At 54.1% G+C, this 17,667-nt stretch carries 15 protein-coding genes and 1 tRNA gene; 11 read left to right on the top strand and 5 right to left on the bottom strand.

The window, feature by feature from the left end; genetic code table 11:
• Positions 1-59 precede the first annotated feature (59 nt).
• A complete protein-coding gene (locus M0644_RS06835) occupies positions 60-2,054 on the top strand; it encodes an elongation factor G (protein ID WP_286625052.1) in 1,995 nt (664 codons plus the stop codon).
• On the opposite strand, the gene M0644_RS06840 is transcribed toward M0644_RS06835, so the two are convergent.
• The gene (locus M0644_RS06840; RefSeq protein WP_286625053.1) at positions 2,051-2,899 is read right to left on the bottom strand and encodes a glycosyltransferase family A protein; all 849 of its coding nucleotides are present in this window, start codon (positions 2,897-2,899) and stop codon (positions 2,051-2,053) included. The genes M0644_RS06835 and M0644_RS06840 overlap by 4 nt on opposite strands.
• Before the next feature lie 100 nt (positions 2,900-2,999).
• Here M0644_RS06840 and M0644_RS06845 point away from each other — a divergent pair.
• Both M0644_RS06845 and M0644_RS06850 read left to right on the top strand, forming a co-directional pair.
• A tRNA-Glu gene (locus M0644_RS06845) sits at positions 3,000-3,072 on the top strand.
• A gap of 96 nt (positions 3,073-3,168) precedes the next feature.
• Positions 3,169-4,332 carry a pyridoxal phosphate-dependent aminotransferase gene (locus tag M0644_RS06850; protein ID WP_149819345.1) on the top strand — a complete coding sequence of 388 codons (1,164 nt, stop codon included), beginning with the start codon at positions 3,169-3,171 and terminating at the stop codon, positions 4,330-4,332.
• On the opposite strand, the gene M0644_RS06855 is transcribed toward M0644_RS06850, so the two are convergent.
• From M0644_RS06855 to M0644_RS06865, 3 genes are read right to left on the bottom strand one after another with little or no spacing between them, the layout of a single operon-like run.
• Entirely contained in the window at positions 4,329-4,931 is a 603-nt protein-coding gene (locus tag M0644_RS06855; RefSeq protein ID WP_149819347.1) for a Uma2 family endonuclease, read from the bottom strand. The genes M0644_RS06850 and M0644_RS06855 overlap by 4 nt on opposite strands.
• 44 nt (positions 4,932-4,975) lie before the next feature.
• Complete coding sequence (locus M0644_RS06860) at positions 4,976-5,872, bottom strand: ROK family protein (protein WP_286625054.1); 897 nt, start codon at positions 5,870-5,872, stop codon at positions 4,976-4,978.
• Positions 5,869-7,236 carry an LCP family protein gene (locus tag M0644_RS06865; protein WP_149819351.1) on the bottom strand — a complete coding sequence of 456 codons (1,368 nt, stop codon included), beginning with the start codon at positions 7,234-7,236 and terminating at the stop codon, positions 5,869-5,871. Before M0644_RS06865 ends, M0644_RS06860 begins: the two co-directional genes overlap by 4 nt.
• Positions 7,237-7,429: 193 nt before the next feature.
• Between M0644_RS06865 and obgE the strand changes: the two genes are divergently transcribed.
• The 5 genes from obgE (at position 7,430) to dnaN (ending at position 15,119) form a co-directional block, all read left to right on the top strand.
• Positions 7,430-8,440, top strand: coding sequence for a GTPase ObgE (gene obgE / locus M0644_RS06870; protein WP_286625055.1), 1,011 nt, complete (start codon positions 7,430-7,432; stop codon positions 8,438-8,440).
• A 38-nt stretch (positions 8,441-8,478) separates the two neighbouring features.
• A complete protein-coding gene (locus M0644_RS06875; RefSeq protein ID WP_286625056.1) occupies positions 8,479-11,004 on the top strand; it encodes a CHAT domain-containing protein in 2,526 nt (841 codons plus the stop codon).
• A 2-nt stretch (positions 11,005-11,006) separates the two neighbouring features.
• Positions 11,007-12,278, top strand: coding sequence for a HAMP domain-containing sensor histidine kinase (locus M0644_RS06880; protein WP_315863027.1), 1,272 nt, complete (start codon positions 11,007-11,009; stop codon positions 12,276-12,278).
• 66 nt (positions 12,279-12,344) lie between these two features.
• The gene (gene murJ, locus M0644_RS06885; RefSeq protein WP_149819359.1) at positions 12,345-13,913 is read left to right on the top strand and encodes a murein biosynthesis integral membrane protein MurJ; all 1,569 of its coding nucleotides are present in this window, start codon (positions 12,345-12,347) and stop codon (positions 13,911-13,913) included.
• Positions 13,914-14,009: 96 nt separating this feature from the next.
• Positions 14,010-15,119: a DNA polymerase III subunit beta gene (gene dnaN / locus M0644_RS06890; RefSeq protein ID WP_149819361.1), complete on the top strand. Its 1,110-nt coding sequence runs from the start codon at positions 14,010-14,012 to the stop codon at positions 15,117-15,119.
• Here the strand turns inward: dnaN and M0644_RS06895 are convergent.
• Positions 15,116-15,748, bottom strand: coding sequence for a CPP1-like family protein (locus M0644_RS06895; protein WP_149819363.1), 633 nt, complete (start codon positions 15,746-15,748; stop codon positions 15,116-15,118). The two genes, dnaN and M0644_RS06895, sit on opposite strands and share 4 nt — an antisense overlap.
• Positions 15,749-16,042: 294 nt before the next feature.
• Here M0644_RS06895 and M0644_RS06900 point away from each other — a divergent pair, with 294 nt between their 5' ends.
• From M0644_RS06900 to M0644_RS06910, 3 genes are all read left to right on the top strand, one after another.
• Entirely contained in the window at positions 16,043-16,300 is a 258-nt protein-coding gene (locus M0644_RS06900) for a hypothetical protein (protein WP_286625061.1), read from the top strand.
• Positions 16,301-16,366: 66 nt separating this feature from the next.
• Positions 16,367-17,212, top strand: a complete 846-nt coding sequence (gene bchL, locus M0644_RS06905; RefSeq protein WP_149819367.1) for a ferredoxin:protochlorophyllide reductase (ATP-dependent) iron-sulfur ATP-binding protein — start codon at positions 16,367-16,369, stop codon at positions 17,210-17,212.
• Positions 17,213-17,256: 44 nt separating this feature from the next.
• Positions 17,257-17,637 carry a DUF5331 domain-containing protein gene (locus M0644_RS06910; protein ID WP_149819369.1) on the top strand — a complete coding sequence of 127 codons (381 nt, stop codon included), beginning with the start codon at positions 17,257-17,259 and terminating at the stop codon, positions 17,635-17,637.
• Positions 17,638-17,667 lie beyond the last annotated feature (30 nt).

Here is a 17,667-nt window from a genome sequence, read left to right on the forward strand (position 1 = left end):
ACTAAGGCTCTATTCTGGACAATTTTGACCCGAATGGCAAATCAAAAGGTAGGTGTGTGATGGCGAGACGATGCAACATTGCCCTTGTGGGCAGCTACAACAGTGGCAAAACAACCCTTGCAGAAAGCATTTTGCGCCTTACCCACGCCACGAGCAGTAAGGCCAGTAGTCTTCTAGATACCAGCCCTGAGGCTCGCGATCGCCAAATGGGGGTGGAACTGAATGTCGTTCATACCCAGTATGGAGACTTGGAGCTGACGCTTCTCGACTGTCCCGGCTCGGTGGAATTGCTGCAAGAAACCCTCAATGCCCTCGTGGGGGTGGATATGGCAATCGTTGTCTGTGAACCCCTTAGCGATCGCGCCTTTACCCTAACCCCCCTGTTCAAATTCCTCGATGACTGGCAGATTCCCCATATTCTTTTTGTCAACAAGATGGAGCGCGCCCATGACCCCTACATGGAGATCCTCGCGGCCTATCGCCAAGTTTCCAGTCGCCCCTTGGTACCCCACCAGTACCCCATTTGGCAGGGGGATGATCTCTTGGGCTACATTGACTTGGTGACGGAGCAGGCCTATCACTATCATGCGGGGGCAGCGGCGGATTTAGTTCCCTTTCCTTCGGAATTACAAGCCGTTGAACAGGCGGCGCGGGCGGAGCTACTGGAGGCTCTAGCCAACTATGATGACCACCTTTTGGAAGAACTCCTTGAGGATATTGCGCCGCCAGAAAGTGAAATCATGGCGGATCTGCGCTGGGAGTTGGGAGCCGATTTAATTGTGCCCGTCTTTTTTGGCAGTGCGCAAACGGACTACGGTGTGCGCCCCCTATTGGCAGCCCTTGATCGCGAAGCACCCGATGCCACAGAAACTGCTGCCCATCGCCAGATTAATGGTGAGGAACCCCTCGCCCAAGTACTGAAGACCTTCTATCTACCCCAAGGAGGCGGCAAGCTCTCCCTCGTTCGGGTCTGGCAGGGTACCTTGACCGATGGTATGAGCTTGAATGGGGTGCGTGTGGGTGGTATCTACCGTGCCCAAGGTACACAACTGGAATCCTTGGGACAAGCCACAGCGGGGGACATCGTTCTCTTGGCGCGCCTAGAGGGCATTCGTACGGGTGAGACCCTCAGTATCAATGGTCAGGCGGTGCCTTTGCCCTGTGCCCCCCAACTAGAACCCGTCTATGCCTTGGCCATTACCCCCAGTAAACGCAGTGATGAGGTGAAGCTCACCAGCGCGCTGCAAAAACTTCTTGAGGAAGATCCGGCGCTGCGCTGGGAACAGCATGGCGATACCCATGAAATTATTCTCTGGGGACAGGGTGACATTCACTTGCAGATTGCCCTTGATCGCCTGCGCCGCAAATATAACCTACCGATGCAAACCCATCTCCCCCAAGTCCCCTACAAGGAAACCATTCGCCGCAGCACGAAAAACAGTCATGGCCGCTATAAACATCAAACCGGTGGCCACGGCCAGTTTGGCGATGTGTACCTCGATATTGCTCCCCTAGAACGCGGCAGCGGCTTTCAATTTAGTGAAACCATTGTCGGCGGCGTTGTGCCCAAGCAATATATCCCCGGTGTCGAGCAAGGGGTGCGGGAATTTCTCAACCAAGGACCGTTGGGATTTCCGATCGTGGATGTGGCGGTGACCCTCACCAATGGCTCCTATCACTCCGTGGATAGCTCTGAGCAGGCCTTTCGCCAAGCGGCTCGCCTCGCCATGCAAGCGGGAATTCCCCAGTGTGAACCGCAACTCCTAGAACCCATCATGGCAGTCCAAGTGTGGATGCCCCAAGCTTTTACGGCTAAGGTGATGCAGGCGTTGACGGGGCGGCGCGGTCAGGTTTTGGGCTACAGCAATAAGGAGGGTTGGCCCGGCTGGGAACAGATTGAGGCTTATCTACCCCAAGCAGAAATGCATGACTTTGTGGTGGAGTTGCGATCGCTGACAATGGGCACAGGTGGCTTCCATTGGCAATTTGACCATCTTCAAGAAGTACCGGAGAAACTGGCCGCGACGATTGTCCAGCGCCACAAAAAAGCCTAGGCCACCAGTTGAGCCGCCTTGGCCTGCAATTCCTGCAGTCGTGTGGCCATAATCTGCTGAATCTGCGCCTCCTGCTGGCGATCGCTCGCATCCAGATCATCAGCCACGGTACCGGGAGCGGCTTGGAATTTCTTGAGTTGACGGTCAAAGAAACTATTGGGAAAGCGGCGGTACTCAACGGTCTGCTGCTGGAGGCGGGCAGTGTGGCAAAACTGGTGCAGCCAATGGGCATAGGCCACATCCTCAGCCCCATAGCGAAATTGGCGAAACACCTCCTCTTCGGGAAAGCCGCCAATAAACTCATGGACTTCGCGGCGCACGGCGAGATTGAGCACCAGCGTTTGCTCGAGACTCCTGTGCCAGTAGGGGTGCAGGCGATCGCGACAATAGACCCCTGTGCGTACCGCCCCAAAATACGCTGGGGCATAGGGTGCTGGTAAAGGCTGATTCAACACCGATAGGGCTAAAAACAGATGCTCAGGGCGGTAGAGATCATCGGCATCACAGAAAAAAATCACCTCCCCTTTGGCCAAGCGCACCCCCATGTTCCGCGCTGCCGCAATACCCATATTCGTCGGCAAGCCCACCAATTGTAGGGGCACTACATCCGGCCACTGGGCAGTTGCTACATCACAGGTGTGATCCGTAGAGCCATCGCTCACAAGGATCAATTCCCCCGCAGTGGCGTAGGGGAAGTGCTGTTGGAGGTAGCGGCAACTGGCGGCAATGCTCTCAAGGGTTTCCCGAAAGACCGTTTCTCCCCGCTGGGTCACCACATTGTAGGCGGGCATCACAATCGAGAAGGAACGTAGGCCAGCAAGTTCCACAGCAAGTCCCTCAGTCACTCGCCCTCATTTTCTCCCTAGGAGCGGCTGCGATGCAAAAATTTCCCAAGGTGTTGACAAACGCTCAGGGCATTCGCTACATTAACTAATGCTGAGTCTTGCCCCCATCGTCTAGAGGCCTAGGACACCTCCCTTTCACGGAGGCGACGGGGATTCGAATTCCCCTGGGGGTATCCTCCACTGGCAACCTCAACGTGAACGGTCGATATTTGATTCGCCGCTCCCCTGCCAAAGTGCCACAATACGGAAAGTAGTGCAGGAGACAAAGGATGGACTGGGCAACGCGGGTGATGCGGGTCACGCCGTCGGTAACGCTGGCGATTGATGCCAAAGCCAAGGCAATGCGCGCGGCTGGAGAGGATATCTGTAGCTTTAGTGCGGGCGAACCCGACTTTGACACCCCTGCCCACATTCGTGAGGCGGCAAAAACAGCGCTCGATCAAGGCAAAACCCGCTATGGTTCGGCGGCAGGGGAACCGGCCTTGCGGCAGGCGATCGCCACCAAGCTCAACAACGACAACCACCTGCCCTATCGTGCTGAAAATATTCTCGTCACCAATGGCGGCAAGCAGGCGCTCTTTAACCTGATGCTAGCCCTAATCAATCCCGGCGATGAGGTCATTATTCCTGCCCCCTACTGGGTGAGCTATCCAGAAATGGTGCACTTGGCTAGTGGCACGCCGGTGATTGTAGCAACCACGCCGGAAACCGGTTATCGGATTACCCCTGCTCAACTGGAGGATGCAATTACGCCGAAAACACGGCTCTTTGTCCTCAACTCCCCCAGCAACCCCACGGGCATGGTCTATACCCCCGAGGAAATTCGCGAACTAGCGGCAGTGATTGTGCGGCATCAACTGTGGGTGGTCTCCGATGAGATTTACGAGAAGATTCTCTACGATGGGGCTGAACACCTGAGCATCGGTGCTGTCAGTGAGGCGGCCTTTGAGCGAACCATTGTCTGTAGTGGCTTTGCCAAGGCCTATGCGATGACGGGTTGGCGTGTGGGCTATTTGGCAGGGGCAACCGATGTGATTAAAGTCGCCACGAAAATTCAGAGCCACAGCACCTCAAATGTGTGTACGTTTGCCCAATACGGTGCCCTTGCGGCTCTAGAGGGAAGTCAAGCCTGTGTGGCCGAGATGGTGGCCGCCTTCCGCGATCGCCGTGCCTGTATGTATGAACGCATTTCTGAGATTCCTCGCCTGCGCTGTCTCAAACCCCAAGGCGCCTTTTATCTCTTTGTGGATATTAGCGAAACGGGTTTAAGTTCCGTAGAGTTTTGCGATCGCCTGCTGGAGGAAGAAAAGGTGGCCACAATTCCCGGTAAAGCCTTTGGCATGGATGATCACATTCGCCTCTCCTACGCCACGGATTTGGCCACCATTGAAAAAGGCCTGACGCGACTGGCAAAATTTGTCGAGCGGCTCTAAATCCACAACCGCGCCATCGGTAGGAGAAACCCCGGCATCACCTCGCTGCAATCAACGACCTGGGGGGCGTCTAAAACAACCACGTCCTCTTGGGGACGATAGAGTTCCACTTGGCGGTCTTGGGAATTGATCAGCAGCCCCAAGCGCACCCCCAGTCGCCGATACTCCTGCATTTTGGCGCGTAAGCGGTCAATCGCATCCGAGGGCGATCGCAACTCAGCAACGAAATCCGGCACGATAGGGATAAAGCCCGTCAGATCAACCCCCTCTAGGCGGGGGCTAGCAATCCAAGAGACATCTGGGGAGAGTTTGCCGCCCCCCAAAGCTGTAAAGTCATAGCCCGTTGAGGAATCAAAGGCGCGCCCCAGTTGCGTTTGCCGGTTCCAAAGCCCCACTTCCACAATCAGCTCAAAATTTTGGGCACCCGTTTGCCCCCCCGTTGGCGGCATGACAATCAATTCTCCAGCCTTGGTCAATTCTAGGCGCAGATCAGGATTATCGCGGCAGAGCTGATCAAACTGCTCTGGGGTCACCTGCACCGTTGCATTGCGGACATTGAGCAGCAGCGGCGAGCTGTCCACGGGTGTTGTAGAAGTCATAACGGTTGATTTAAGCCGAATAACTTGATCCTAGCGAAGGCAACTTAGAGGTGGTCTTTCACATATTTCCACGCTAGTTTGGCTGCACCGACGATGCCCGCATGATTGCCAAGGGTGGCTCGCAAACAGTGGAGGTGATTGCGGGAGGTGGGCAGCACCCGCTCTTCCAATTCAGCAATCATCGAGGGAAAAAAGAGGTCACTGGCGGCACTAATCCCCCCACCAATAATCACTGCTTCGGGGGTGAGGACATACACAAGGCTCGCAATGCCAGCGGCTAATTCACGGCCATAGCTTTGCCAGAGGGCGATCGCCTCAGGGTCGCCATTGTTGGCTCGCTCTGCCATCTCATGGGGTTCACAGCCCCAGCGCCGCCGCAGGGCTTGGGCGGAAACATGTTGCTCAAGGGAACCGCGATTGCCACTGTTGCAGGGAGGTCCGTTGTAGTCGAGGGTAATCAGCCCCAACTCGCCGGCAGCACCATCCCGACCGACAAAGAGATCGCCATTGAGGATAATCGCACCGCCGACCCCCGTCCCCAAGGTCAGCAAAATTAAATCCTTAAACTGACTCCCTGCCCCTAGCCATGCTTCTCCAAGGCCAGCACAGTTGGCATCGTTACCAATCACGGTGGGTTTCCCCGTCAGATGTTCGAGGCTGTCGCTAATGGGCACTTCGTACCAGTCAAGGTTAATGGCACGGCGGGCAATGCGACCACTGGCATCCACAGGCCCCGGTATGCCCATCCCGATCGCCAACGCCCGATCCTCACCATCCAGTTCTTTAATCCCCTGCACAATGGCCTTAATCACCCGCTCTGGAAAGGGAGGCTGAGGGGTCGGCAACGTTAGGGTATTGAGGCAATCCCCCTTGGGACTAAAGCGCCCCATTTTGATGGCAGTGCCACCAAGATCAACACCAATCACGTAGGGTTCACTCACAGAGATTTTGTCAGTCTCAATTGCAGGCGATCGCGGGCATCGTCGCCCAGTTGAATCGTCACATCCGATGCTAGCACACCCGTACTCTCCACCCGCACTTCCCCAAATCCCAGCAATAACTGCACCCGACGCGCTGCCGCCAAATCCCCCTGCTGAGCAATGATCCGTGTAATCGGCATCGGTTGGGGCAATGGCTCTGCCACCAAAGGATCGGGGTAACCGGCGATTTGCAGTTGCTGACTCAGACGCATGACCCATGATTCTGGCAGGGTGGTATTTTGAATCGCAATCCGCACTTGGGCAGGGGGGGGCAGACCTGTCTCGCGCGGATCAGCAGTAGGGGTGTCGCGGAAATAGTGATCCGTTAGCCAAGCAATCCGTTGGTAATTGGGCAACCAATAGCTCACTTCCACTTCATCGGTGCTGCCATTAAAGTTCCCCGGCAGCATCAGAAACTCCACCCGCGATCGCGGCAAGCTAGTGAGGAATTGCCCCAAGCTCATCAGTTCCTCAACCGTTAAGTTGGTATCCAAGTTTTCGCGAATAATACTGAGAAGCTGGGGGGTACGGGCAAGGGTTTCGGGGCGAGCCGTTTGCTCCATTAGTGCCCGCAAAAACATCTGTTGTCGCTGCACGCGGCCAATATCGCCAAGGGCATCGTAGCGAAAGCGCAGAAATTGTAGGGCTTGGTTGCCATTCAGGTGTTGTCGTCCGGACTGCAAATCAATGTAGAGGCGCTGACTGTCATCCCGATAGCGCATGGCTATGGGTACATCCACTGTCACCCCCCCAAGGGCATCAATGAGTTTCTCAATGCCTTGAACGTTAATGCGCAAATAGCGATCGATGGGCACATCCCCTAGCAAATCACTCACGGTTTCCGCCGCCAGTGCGGGTCCACCGAGGGCATTGGCTTCGTTGATTTTGGCATCCCCCCGACCCGGAATGAAGGTGAGGGTATCGCGGGGAATTGACAGCACCACTAACCGTTGCTGCACTGGATCAAAACGCACCAGTAGAAGTGAGTCCGATAGCCCCTCAACGGAATTCACTAGGGCATGGTAGGTAAGGTTGGGGTCGGGCGGTTCATCTAAGTCGGAGGTTAAGACCTTGGAGCCAATAAGCAGTAAATTCAAGGGTTGATGGAGCCTTGCCCCTGTCCAGCGATCGCCCCGTTGAAACACCTGCCACTCTCGACTGCTGAGCGATCGCTGCATGAGTGGTGTACTCTGACTCAATAGCCCCCACAGTGCCCCTAGGCTGCCGGAAATTAAGGCAACCCCTAGCCACAACACCAGTCGCCAAAATAAAACCCCTTCTTCAGGCGGAGCGGGTCGTCGTCGGCGTTGCCATCGAATAAACACTATTGCCTCGCCACACTAAAAATTCCCTTAAGCCTACCATATAGCCCTTATTCTCCTATGACGTACATCAAGCGTCTTCGATACGGAGTTTCACCCTTTGGAGTCTGTGCTATCCCCGTGAAAAGAACTGTCAACAAGTTGGCAAGATACAATACTCAAATATCCAACTCATACGCAACCGATTGCGGCCAAAATGCAATTTATTGACCTCGCAGAAATTCATGTCAAAGCTGGGAAGGGGGGTGACGGCATTATTGCCTTTCGCCGTGAAAAATACGTGCCTGCGGGGGGGCCATCGGGGGGCAATGGCGGCAATGGTGGCTCGGTGATTCTCAAAGCAGTCTCCAATTTACAAACACTGCTGGACTTTCGTTATGCCCATGTGTTTAAGGCAGAAAATGGCCAGCGGGGCGGGCCGAATAACCGTACGGGTGCCTGTGGTGCAGATTTAGTGATTGAAGTGCCCTGTGGCACCATGGTTTGGGATGCGGAAACGGAGGAATTACTGGGCGACCTCACTACCCCTGGTCAAACGCTGCTGGTGGCCAAGGGGGGCAAAGGGGGGTTAGGGAATAAGCACTTCCTTAGCAATCATCAACGAGCACCAGACTATGCCCTACCGGGCTTGGAGGGGGAAGAGCGGCATCTCCGGCTGGAACTCAAACTACTAGCGGAAGTGGGCATTATTGGCCTGCCCAATGCCGGTAAATCCACCCTAATTTCGGTGTTATCAGCAGCGCGACCGAAAATCGCTGATTATCCCTTTACAACCTTGGTGCCCAATTTAGGTGTGGTGCGCCAACCCAATGGTGATGGAACCGTGTTTGCTGATATTCCCGGTCTTATTGCCGGTGCCCATGCGGGTCTGGGGTTGGGGCATGAGTTTCTCCGCCATATTGAGCGCACACGTCTGCTGCTGCACTTGATTGATGCCACGGCTGAGGATGTGGTGGCTGCTTACCAAACCATTCGCGATGAGCTAGTGGCTTATGGGCACGGCTTGGGCGATCGCCCGCAAATTATTGCCCTGAATAAAATTGATGCCCTAGAGGCTTCGCAAATTACGGCTATTCAAGAGACCCTCGCTGCCTATGCCGGTCAGCGGGTTTTTGCCATCTCTGCGGTGGCGCGTCAGGGGTTAGAGCTTCTCTTAGATGCCATTTGGCAGGAACTGGGGGTGAGCGTTTCCCATCAGTATTCTTGATTGTGACGGGTGCTGTTGAGGAACCACCGAGGAAAAAAATGAACACCAGAAGATGCCTTGTCCGGGGCGCGATCGCCCTTGGAAGTAGTCTGATTCTTGGTCTGTGTTCGCCAACTCTAGCCCAGCCATCCCCCCAGCAATTTCAGGAACTTGCCAATCAAATTGATCAACTGCGGGAACAAGGTAATGTGCAGGCTGCTATTCCCCTAGCAGAGCGCTTTGTGACCTTAGTGGAAAATACGCTGGGCAGCAACCATCCCTTTTTGGCAGCCAGTCTCAACGAATTGGCAAAGCTCCATGTTGAGCAGGGAAATTATGCAGCAGCACTCCCCCTCTATCAGCGGGCATTGGCCATCTATGAACGTACTGGAGGTTCCGAACAACTAGAAGTAGGCGTAACATTGAATAATTTGGCCAATCTCTATCGTGCCCAAGGGAACTATGATACTGCGTTGCCAGTGTTTCAGCGGGCATTGGCGATCGCCGAAAAGACCCTAGGGTTCAATCATCCCGAAGTGGCGGTCATTCTCAATAACATCGGTCTCCTCTACACTGAGCAAAAAAAGAGTGCAGCCGCCCTGCCCTTGTATCAACGCGCCCTCAGGATCTTTGAGCAAACCCTTGGGGAGAAGAGTCCCTACGTGGCAACAACGCTGAACAACCTCGCAGCCCTGTATCGGGAACAAAAGAATTATGCTGACGCCTTGCCCTTGTACCAACGTGCCCTTCAGATTCGCGAACAAACGTTGCCCGCAGGTCACCCCGATATTGCTGCCAGCCTGAATAATTTAGCCACGCTCTATTTTGATCAGCGCAACTACGCAGCGGCACTGCCTCTCTATCAACGGGCGCTGGCGATCGCCCAATCCCGCCTAGGAGACCTCCATCCCAACACTGCCGTTGCTCTCGGCAACCTTGCTGCGGTCTATTGGCAACAGGGAGATTTGAGGCAGGCCCTTGCCCTACTGAACAATGTTCAAGAAATCGAAGAAAAGAACCTCACTCAAAATCTGGTCGTTGGCGCTGAGGATTACAAGCGTAGGTATCTGACTACCTTTGAAGACACGACGAATGCCATTCTCACGCTGCACCTGCAGAACCTGCCCCAAGATCCTGAGGCCACCGCCTTGGCTCTGACAACACTCTTGCGCCGCAAAGGGCGATTACTGGATTTTCTCAGCCAGAACCAAGCACGACTGCGACGGCAACTAGCGGCGCCAGATCAAGCGAAGCTCCAGCAACTCACCACATTGCGCACAACCATCGCTAAACTCGTTTTTGCTTCAGCAAAGCCAGCAGCTTTCTCCCAAGTGCAGCAGCTTCAAGCCCAGGCCAATCAACTGGAAGCCGAACTGAGTCTGCGCAGTGCTAGCTTTCGCGAACTCACTCAACCCGTAACCATCGCTGCGGTTCAACGAGCGATTCCGGCTAATGCTGCTTTGATTGAGTTTATTCGCTATCGCCCCTACGACTTGGGCAAACAGAGCTTTGGTGAGCCGCGCTATGGCGTCTATGTATTGCGTGCCACGGGTCAGCCCCTAGGGAGAGATCTTGGCACCGCTGCTGAAATTGATACCCAAGTACGCCAGACTCGCTTACGTTTGGCTGACCCTCGCTTACCCAAGGGTGAAGTTCAACGGGCAGCTCAAGTTCTTGCCGAGCGGGTGATGACGCCGATTCGTCCGTGGATTGGCAATGTGACTCATTTGCTCATTGCCCCGGATGGGGAGTTGAATACTATTCCCTTTCAGGCACTTGTGGATGCCCAAGGGCGCTATTTAGTGGAGTCTTACATGATCACATTGCTGACCTCTGGGCGCGAACTCTTGCGCCTTCAATCCCAATCTGTAACTGTTCATACTCCTTTGATTATTGCTGACCCTAGTTTCGATCGCTCCTTCGGCAATGCCCCTTCAGCAACGGTGCGCTCTCTTGATTTGCGGAGTTTGACTTTTGCTCCCCTACCGGGGACGACTGAGGAAGCGCAAGCACTGAGGGTGCTCCTTCCCCAAGCTCAGGTATTACTCCAAGCAGCAGCCACAGAAGCAGCGGTTAAGGCAGCAAATTCCCCTAAAGTTCTCCACTTGGCCACTCACGGCTTTTTTTTAGCTAATTCAGAAAACAAGGGCATCCTTGACAACCCCCTCTTGCGATCCGGGTTGGCCTTAGCGGGATTTAACCAACGCCAGAGTGGTTCAGATGTGGATGATGGTGTCCTTACTGCTTTGGAAGTGACCGGCATGAACCTCAGCGGCACAGAATTAGTGGTGTTATCGGCCTGTGATACGGGACGGGGGGAGGTGGTCAACGGTGAAGGGGTCTATGGTCTGCGCCGTGCCTTTACCATAGCCGGGGCGCGATCGCAGGTGAGTACCCTATGGAAAGTGGATGATCAAGTAACCCGCGATATGATGGTGGCCTTTTACCAAAATCTGCACCGAGGCATGGGGCGCACAGAAGCCCTGCGGCAAGTCCAGCTTCAGCGACTCAAGGATGAATCCCCCTACTATTGGGCGGCGTTTGTTTCCAGTGGTGATTGGTCTCCCTTAGCATTGCCCCGATGACGATGGTTCGTGCCATTCAATACCGTCTTGCACTGTGGTATGTGGGGGTAACGGCACTCCTGCTCCTCATCTTTGCCACGGGGTTCTTTTTCTATGTGCGGGGAACCCTGATCGAGCGCATTGATGACACCCTCAGCCACGTTGTTGAGGTGGTGAGTCGTTCCCTGATTATTGACACGGGCACGGCGGAAGCCATTGATTGGCAAACCAGTTTAGGCAGTAGTCCCCTTGCGGCACTGGAGGAGGATCACATTGACCTAGAGGGGTTTACTCCGGATCAGCAGTTGGCTTGGAGCACGTTTTCAGAACCCCTTGATCTGCCCTTGCATCTGAATCGGACAGCAGAAACGGTGCAGGTGGGGGAGGATCGCTGGCTACGGCAGATGACGGTGGCCTTAGTGGTGGGCGATCGCCTACTGGGCTATTTGCGGGTCAGCCATCCTTGGTTCGAGGTGACCCAGCCGAGTCAAGCCCTGCTCTGGGATCTGTTGGTTGGTATCACAATTACGCTGACCCTAGTGAGTATTAGTGGTTGGTTCCTGTCACGGCTGGCGATCGCCCCCCTGCAGCAGTCCTATGCTTATTTGAAGCAATTTACCGCCGATGCTTCCCATGAATTGCGCAACCCCGTGGCCCTCATTCAAACCAATGTCCAAGTCGCCTTAGCCACTGCGGATCCGGAAACCCAACGCCAACAACTCCTAGTCATTGAACGCCTTAGTCGCCGCCTCAGTCGCTTAGTGGATGATTTGCTCTTTCTGACTCGCCAAGATAGCGGCATGATTCCCCTGCAGGCCCAGCCCTGTCACCTTGATGCTATTCTCCTAGGGGTGATTGAGGAGCAAACACCTCTGATCCAGCAAAAACAACTGCAACTGGCGTTGGAGCTTGCGGATCCCCAGACCGCGGAGACAGAGGCCTATCGCCTGTGGGGCAACCCCGATCATCTCAGCCGCTTGTTAACCAATATCCTCAGTAATGCCGTGCAATATACCCCTGCGGGGGGTCAGATTCAAGTGAGGTTGGATCAGCAGGGTAAATTCTACCGTGTCGTAATTGCTGATAATGGACCGGGGATTCCCGCCAGTGAACTGCCCCGCCTGTTTGATCGCTTTTATCGCCTTCAGGGCACAAAGTCCGAAGGGACGGGTTTAGGGCTGGCGATCGCCCAATCCATTGTCAAAGCCCACCGCGGTCAGATTCAGGTGACTAGCGAAGTCGGTCAAGGCACCTGCTTTACGATTCTGCTGCCAGCGGAAATAAAAGAGATCTAGATCGCTGGTACGATCATCGCCAGAGTTATCCCCAAATCAGTCAGTTTTATTAGGATTGCCACCACTGTGGAAAAGAAATCGCGTTCGCTTGCCCATGTTGCCACCATTGTTGCCGTTGCAACGCTGTTGAGTAAAGTCGCGGGACTGGTTCGCCAGCAGGCGATCGCCGCCGAATTTGGTGTGGGCGCCGCAGTGGATGCCTACAGTTATGCCTATGTGATTCCGGGGTTTCTCTTTGTGCTCTTGGGGGGGATCAATGGTCCGTTCCACAGTTCGATCATCAGTGTGGTTCTCAAGCAACCGCCCGAAAAAGCCGCGCCCCTCGTGGAAACCATTACCACCGTTGTGGGTGCCCTATTACTGGTGCTGACCGCCATTTTGATGGTGCTGGCTGACCCCTTAATTCAACTCATTGCCCCCGGTGCCAGTCCAGAGATTCAAGCCTTAGCCGCAGAGCAGTTTCGGATTATGGCACCCTTGGCCGTGCTCTCGGGTTTGATTGGCATTGGCTTTGGTACCCTCAATGCTGCCGATCAGTACTGGTTGCCTTCCATTAGTCCCTTGCTGTCTAGTTTAGCGGTGATTATTGGCATTTGGTTTTTTGCCGATCAATTTGGCCCAGCAGTGCTCGCTTGGGGAACCCTAGCGGGAGGGGTACTGCAATGGCTTGTACAAATTCCTGCCCAATGGCAAGCCGGCATGGGTACATTGCGATTACGTTTTGATCTCAATCGTCCCGAGGTGCGGGAGTTAATTCAACTCATGGGGCCTGCCACCCTATCCTCGGGAATGCTCTTGATCAGCGTCTATATCAGTCTTTTCTTTGCCTCCCAGTTGCCTGTGGGGGCTGCGTCGGCCTTGAGTTACTCCCAACTCCTCTTTCTAACGCCCTTAGGGATTCTCTCCAATGTGATCCTTGTGCCCTATATGCCCATTTTTTCAAAGTTGGCACAACCAGAACATTGGCCGGATCTCAAGGAACGCATTCGCCAGAGTTTGGTACTCACTGCCTTGAGTATGATGCCCCTCGGTGGCATGATGGCAGCTTTGGCATTGCCGGCAGTGCGGGTGGTCTATGAGCGGCGTGCCTTTGATTTTCAGGCCTCCCAACTTGTGGCGGCGCTACTATTGGTTTATGCCGTTGGTATGTTTTTCTACCTTGCCCGCGATGTCATTGTGCGGGTCTTTTATGCCCTAGAGGATGGCCGCACACCCCTCTACATCACCCTCTGGGGATTGGGATTTAATGCCCTGTTTTGCTTTTTCTTTACCCAAGCCTTTGGCGCTGTTGGGTTGGCAATGGCCACGGTTGGGGTGAATACCGTATCGTTTATTGCCCTGACTTGGATTTTGCACCGTCGTTTGGGGGGGCTACCTTGGGGGGAGCTAATGGTGCCGTTGCTGGGAATTGCCCTAGCCAGTGTTCTCAGTGGTGCGGCAGGTTGGGGTGCCCTCAAAGGACTGGAATTGTTTTGGGGGCGGGAAGGCTTGGGGGTGCAACTGTTGCAGTTGGCGATCGCCGGCAGTGTCAGCCTGATTGTTTTTGCAGCGGCTATCTCGCCCCTAAATCTACCGGAGCTAGAGTTTTTCCTGAGCAAAGTACGGCGGTTTTTGCCCAAGCGATACCAGTCATAGATTGCATAGTATGCTAGTAGATCGGCCAATAACGAGCCGCGTTTCTTCTTCTCTCCGTTGCCTCTTATCCCATCTGCCTCTGCCGTGGAGTACACCATGAAAGTTGTTTGTTCACAATCAGTTCTCAGTAGTAAGCTCGCCCCCCTGAGTCGCGTTGCCCCGAGCAATCCGTCGCACCCGATTTTGGCGAATATTCTCCTGCAAGCTGAGGGTGGCCGCCTCGGACTCTCCGTCTTTGATCTCAGTTTGGGGATGCAAATCTGGCTGGATGCAGAGGTCAAGGTGCCGGGGGCAATTACTGTTTCTGCTAAGCTCTTTAGTGAGATGGTGTCGCGGATGCCCAATCGCGATATTGAGATTACGGCGGAAGATACGCGAGTGATCCTCGACTATGGCAGCGGTTTCTTTGAGATTCAGGGGATGAGTGCCGAGGAATTTCCTGCTCTGCCCACGTTAGAGGATGTGACACCTGTAACCTTGACCGCAGAAGCATTGCGGCGGGGACTTCAGGGGAGTTTGTTTGCGGCGAGCACTGATGAAACCAAGCAAATTCTCACCGGGTTGCATGTGACCTTTGAGGTCGATCGCCTTGAGTTTGCAGCGACCGATGGCCACCGCCTCGCCGTTACGCTGACTGAACAGCCTGTGCCGGAAGCCCTCTCGCCGATTACGATTCCCGCAAAATCCCTCAAGGATCTAGAGCGGCTGATGGCGAAACAAGACGGGGATGTAGCGCTGCGCTGTGACCCGACTCAAGTGGTGTTTGATATTGGCAACGATGCTCGCATTACCAGCCGTCTGTTGGAGGGGCAGTATCCCAATTACCGCCAACTCATTCCCAAAACCTTTGCGCGCCAAGTCACGGTGGAGCGATCGGCCCTAGCAGATGCCCTAGAACGGGTGGCAATTCTTGCGGCTCAAAAGAATAACGTCGTCAAAATCAACATTGATGCTGAAGCCCAAGAACTCAAACTCTCGGCTGAGGCGCCGCAATTGGGAAGTGGTGAAGAGAATGTGCCGGCTCAGATTTCTGGGGAGTCGATGGAGGTGGCCTTCAATGTCAAATATCTTCTCGAAGGACTGAAGGTGATGAATAGTTCAGAGGTGCAACTGCAACTCAACGGCGAAACCCAGCCCGCGATCCTCCTCCCCCTTGGGGAAGCCCAGATGAAATACTTGGTGATGCCGATTCAAATTCGCAGTTAGCGCAGGAAATTGCTGGTGAGCCAAAAGGTGACGAAAACGCCAATGCCCACCAGTTGATCCACATTGAGGAAGACCCCCGGCAGACCAAGCTGGTAAATGCCCACGGCGATCACTGCGCCTAATATCAAGGCAAGGAGGGTGATCAAAAAGGCACGGCCAAGGCGTTGTTCTTTGCGTTGCAGCCACACGAGGTTAAAGCCAACCCCCAGTGACAGCACCAATGCCAAGGTATCGGGATTGGCCTGAGACAACCCGATCGCCATCAGAACGGCATAGACCGTTGAGGTAATCGCGATGCCCCGCAGGTTGGGGGTGTCCAACTGTTGCTGCCACCACTGAAGGGCGGGATGATTCGCAATGCGATTGGGCTTAGCTGGCGCCGGTTCATTGAGTTGCTCAGCATAGCGAATGCGCTCAGGCACTTTGATTTTGCCCTCTTGGCGTTGCCGCAGCCGATCCATCAAAATGGCATCGTAGGCTGCTTCAATTTCGGTACGCTGCCGTTCATCCCCCGGATGAGCCGCTAATAGCGCATCCCGTGCTTCTTTAATCTGCTCGAAAGAAGCGTCTTCCGGCACTTGCAGCTTTTCGTAGGGGTTATCACTCATGGCAAATTGATCTTTGTTCATTGGCCATTCTTACGGGCAGTATCAACAGCGGACTGAAGGCTACCCTACAGCTTAACGATGCTGCACCTTTCCAAGGAGCTAATTTTGCTCGTCCAGAGAGATGGCAGAGAAAAACGCTGTAGCACAATCGCCTTCCCTCAAATTCTAACTACTTCCTAGGGAAAACGAGAGAAAGTAGCGCTCAAAGGGATGCAACCGTCTAAATTGTAACAAATCATTTACTTTCGAGATTTTTAATAATTCTTTACAACGATGCGGGCGATCGCCCCCTAGGAGAAACGTTTCTTTTTTCAGATGTTTTTTGGCGCGATCGCTGGGCAGGTAAATTTTAGCCTTGAGGCCAATTGGTCAGGGGATGACTTGGCGGCGGGAATTTTTGTATTTTTGTTTAATTTAACTAAAAAACTAACAGCAAAAAAATTAAAGATAACTTCTCAAAGAACCGCTAGTTTCCTGAGAGACTTCCCAAACTCGAAAAAGCGTTTGCCCATCCTCAAATCAGCTGAATTTTTATTACACAAAAATAATTTTCTTGACCGCTGCGACTTCTAGCGATCGCTGGCCGAGAATAGCAGTTAGGTCATCGTGTCGCTCCATTACTTAGGAGGCAAAGTCAACGTGAAACTCGCAGTGTACGGTAAAGGCGGAATTGGCAAATCCACCACCAGTTGCAACATCTCAGTGGCGCTGGCGCGGCGGGGCAAGAAAGTCCTGCAAATTGGCTGTGACCCCAAACACGACAGCACATTTACCCTGACAGGCTTTCTGATTCCCACCATCATTGACACGCTCCAAGCCAAGGACTACCACTACGAGGATGTCTGGCCAGAGGATGTGATCTACAAAGGCTATGGCGGTGTGGATTGTGTCGAAGCGGGTGGCCCCCCGGCTGGGGCAGGCTGTGGCGGCTATGTGGTCGGTGAAACGGTCAAGCTCCTCAAGGAACTGAATGCCTTTGATGAATACGATGTCATTCTCTTTGACGTTCTGGGGGATGTGGTCTGTGGTGGCTTTGCGGCCCCCCTTAACTATGCCGATTATTGCCTGATTGTCACCGATAATGGTTTTGATGCCCTCTTTGCGGCGAATCGCATTGCCGCCTCCGTCCGTGAAAAAGCGCGCACGCACCCCCTGCGCCTTGCGGGTCTCATTGGCAATCGCACCAGTAAGCGGGATCTCATTGAAAAATATGTGGAAGCCGTGCCCATGCCCATCCTTGAAGTGCTGCCGCTGATTGAGGATATTCGCGTGTCACGGGTCAAGGGCAAAACCCTCTTTGAGATGGCCGAAAGCGATCCCAGTCTCAACTATGTCTGTGACTACTACTTGAACATTGCCGATCAAATTTTGGCGCGGCCTGAGGGGGTGGTGCCCAAGGATGCCCCCGATCGCGACCTTTTTGCCCTGCTCTCCGACTTCTACTTAAACCCACAGGGGTCAGAACGGTCACTTGCAGCGGTCTAAAACTCTCCTAGAATACTCCACGGAACCCCTTCGCTGGAGTGAGTATGAACCCTGAGCAATTACGGCAAAGCGCACGCAGTAAGTGGCTGGCCTACTACCAAGAAAACCACCATTGGATTGTCCGCTTGGCGATTTGGAGTACCTATCGCGGTCAACGGCGCCCCTCCTCAAGTTTTATTTTGGGGGTGCTGACGGCTTTGGAACCGCGCTTACTGGATGCTCTACCCGTCATTGTCGAACTCAGCAACGATCCCGATCGCATTATTTCTGCCTTGGGCTTGAACTTCAACCCCGACGAAGAACGGGCCAACGGCGATAACCCTCCTCAACTGCCCCCAGAACCTCGCTTACTACCCCCTAAGCCCTTTGTCAGTAATCGGGCTGAAGAACACGGTGAGGAGGCTGCTCAAAGTCATCAAACCTAGTTCCAATCGTTTCTAAATTTGGAGGCTCTC

This window comes from Thermosynechococcus sp. B1, assembly GCF_030322985.1.
GTDB lineage: Bacteria > Cyanobacteriota > Cyanobacteriia > Thermosynechococcales > Thermosynechococcaceae > Thermosynechococcus.

Coding starts and splice junctions, on each gene's coding strand:
- M0644_RS06835 (WP_286625052.1), top strand. CDS start 60: ATGGCGAGACGATGCAACATTGCCCTTGTGGGCAGCTACAACAGTGGC.
- M0644_RS06850 (WP_149819345.1), top strand. CDS start 3,169: ATGGACTGGGCAACGCGGGTGATGCGGGTCACGCCGTCGGTAACGCTG.
- M0644_RS06855 (WP_149819347.1), bottom strand. CDS start 4,931: ATGACTTCTACAACACCCGTGGACAGCTCGCCGCTGCTGCTCAATGTC.
- obgE (WP_286625055.1), top strand. CDS start 7,430: ATGCAATTTATTGACCTCGCAGAAATTCATGTCAAAGCTGGGAAGGGG.
- M0644_RS06875 (WP_286625056.1), top strand. CDS start 8,479: ATGAACACCAGAAGATGCCTTGTCCGGGGCGCGATCGCCCTTGGAAGT.
- M0644_RS06880 (WP_315863027.1), top strand. CDS start 11,007: ATGGTTCGTGCCATTCAATACCGTCTTGCACTGTGGTATGTGGGGGTA.
- dnaN (WP_149819361.1), top strand. CDS start 14,010: ATGAAAGTTGTTTGTTCACAATCAGTTCTCAGTAGTAAGCTCGCCCCC.
- M0644_RS06895 (WP_149819363.1), bottom strand. CDS start 15,748: ATGAACAAAGATCAATTTGCCATGAGTGATAACCCCTACGAAAAGCTG.
- M0644_RS06900 (WP_286625061.1), top strand. CDS start 16,043: ATGTTTTTTGGCGCGATCGCTGGGCAGGTAAATTTTAGCCTTGAGGCC.
- M0644_RS06910 (WP_149819369.1), top strand. CDS start 17,257: ATGAACCCTGAGCAATTACGGCAAAGCGCACGCAGTAAGTGGCTGGCC.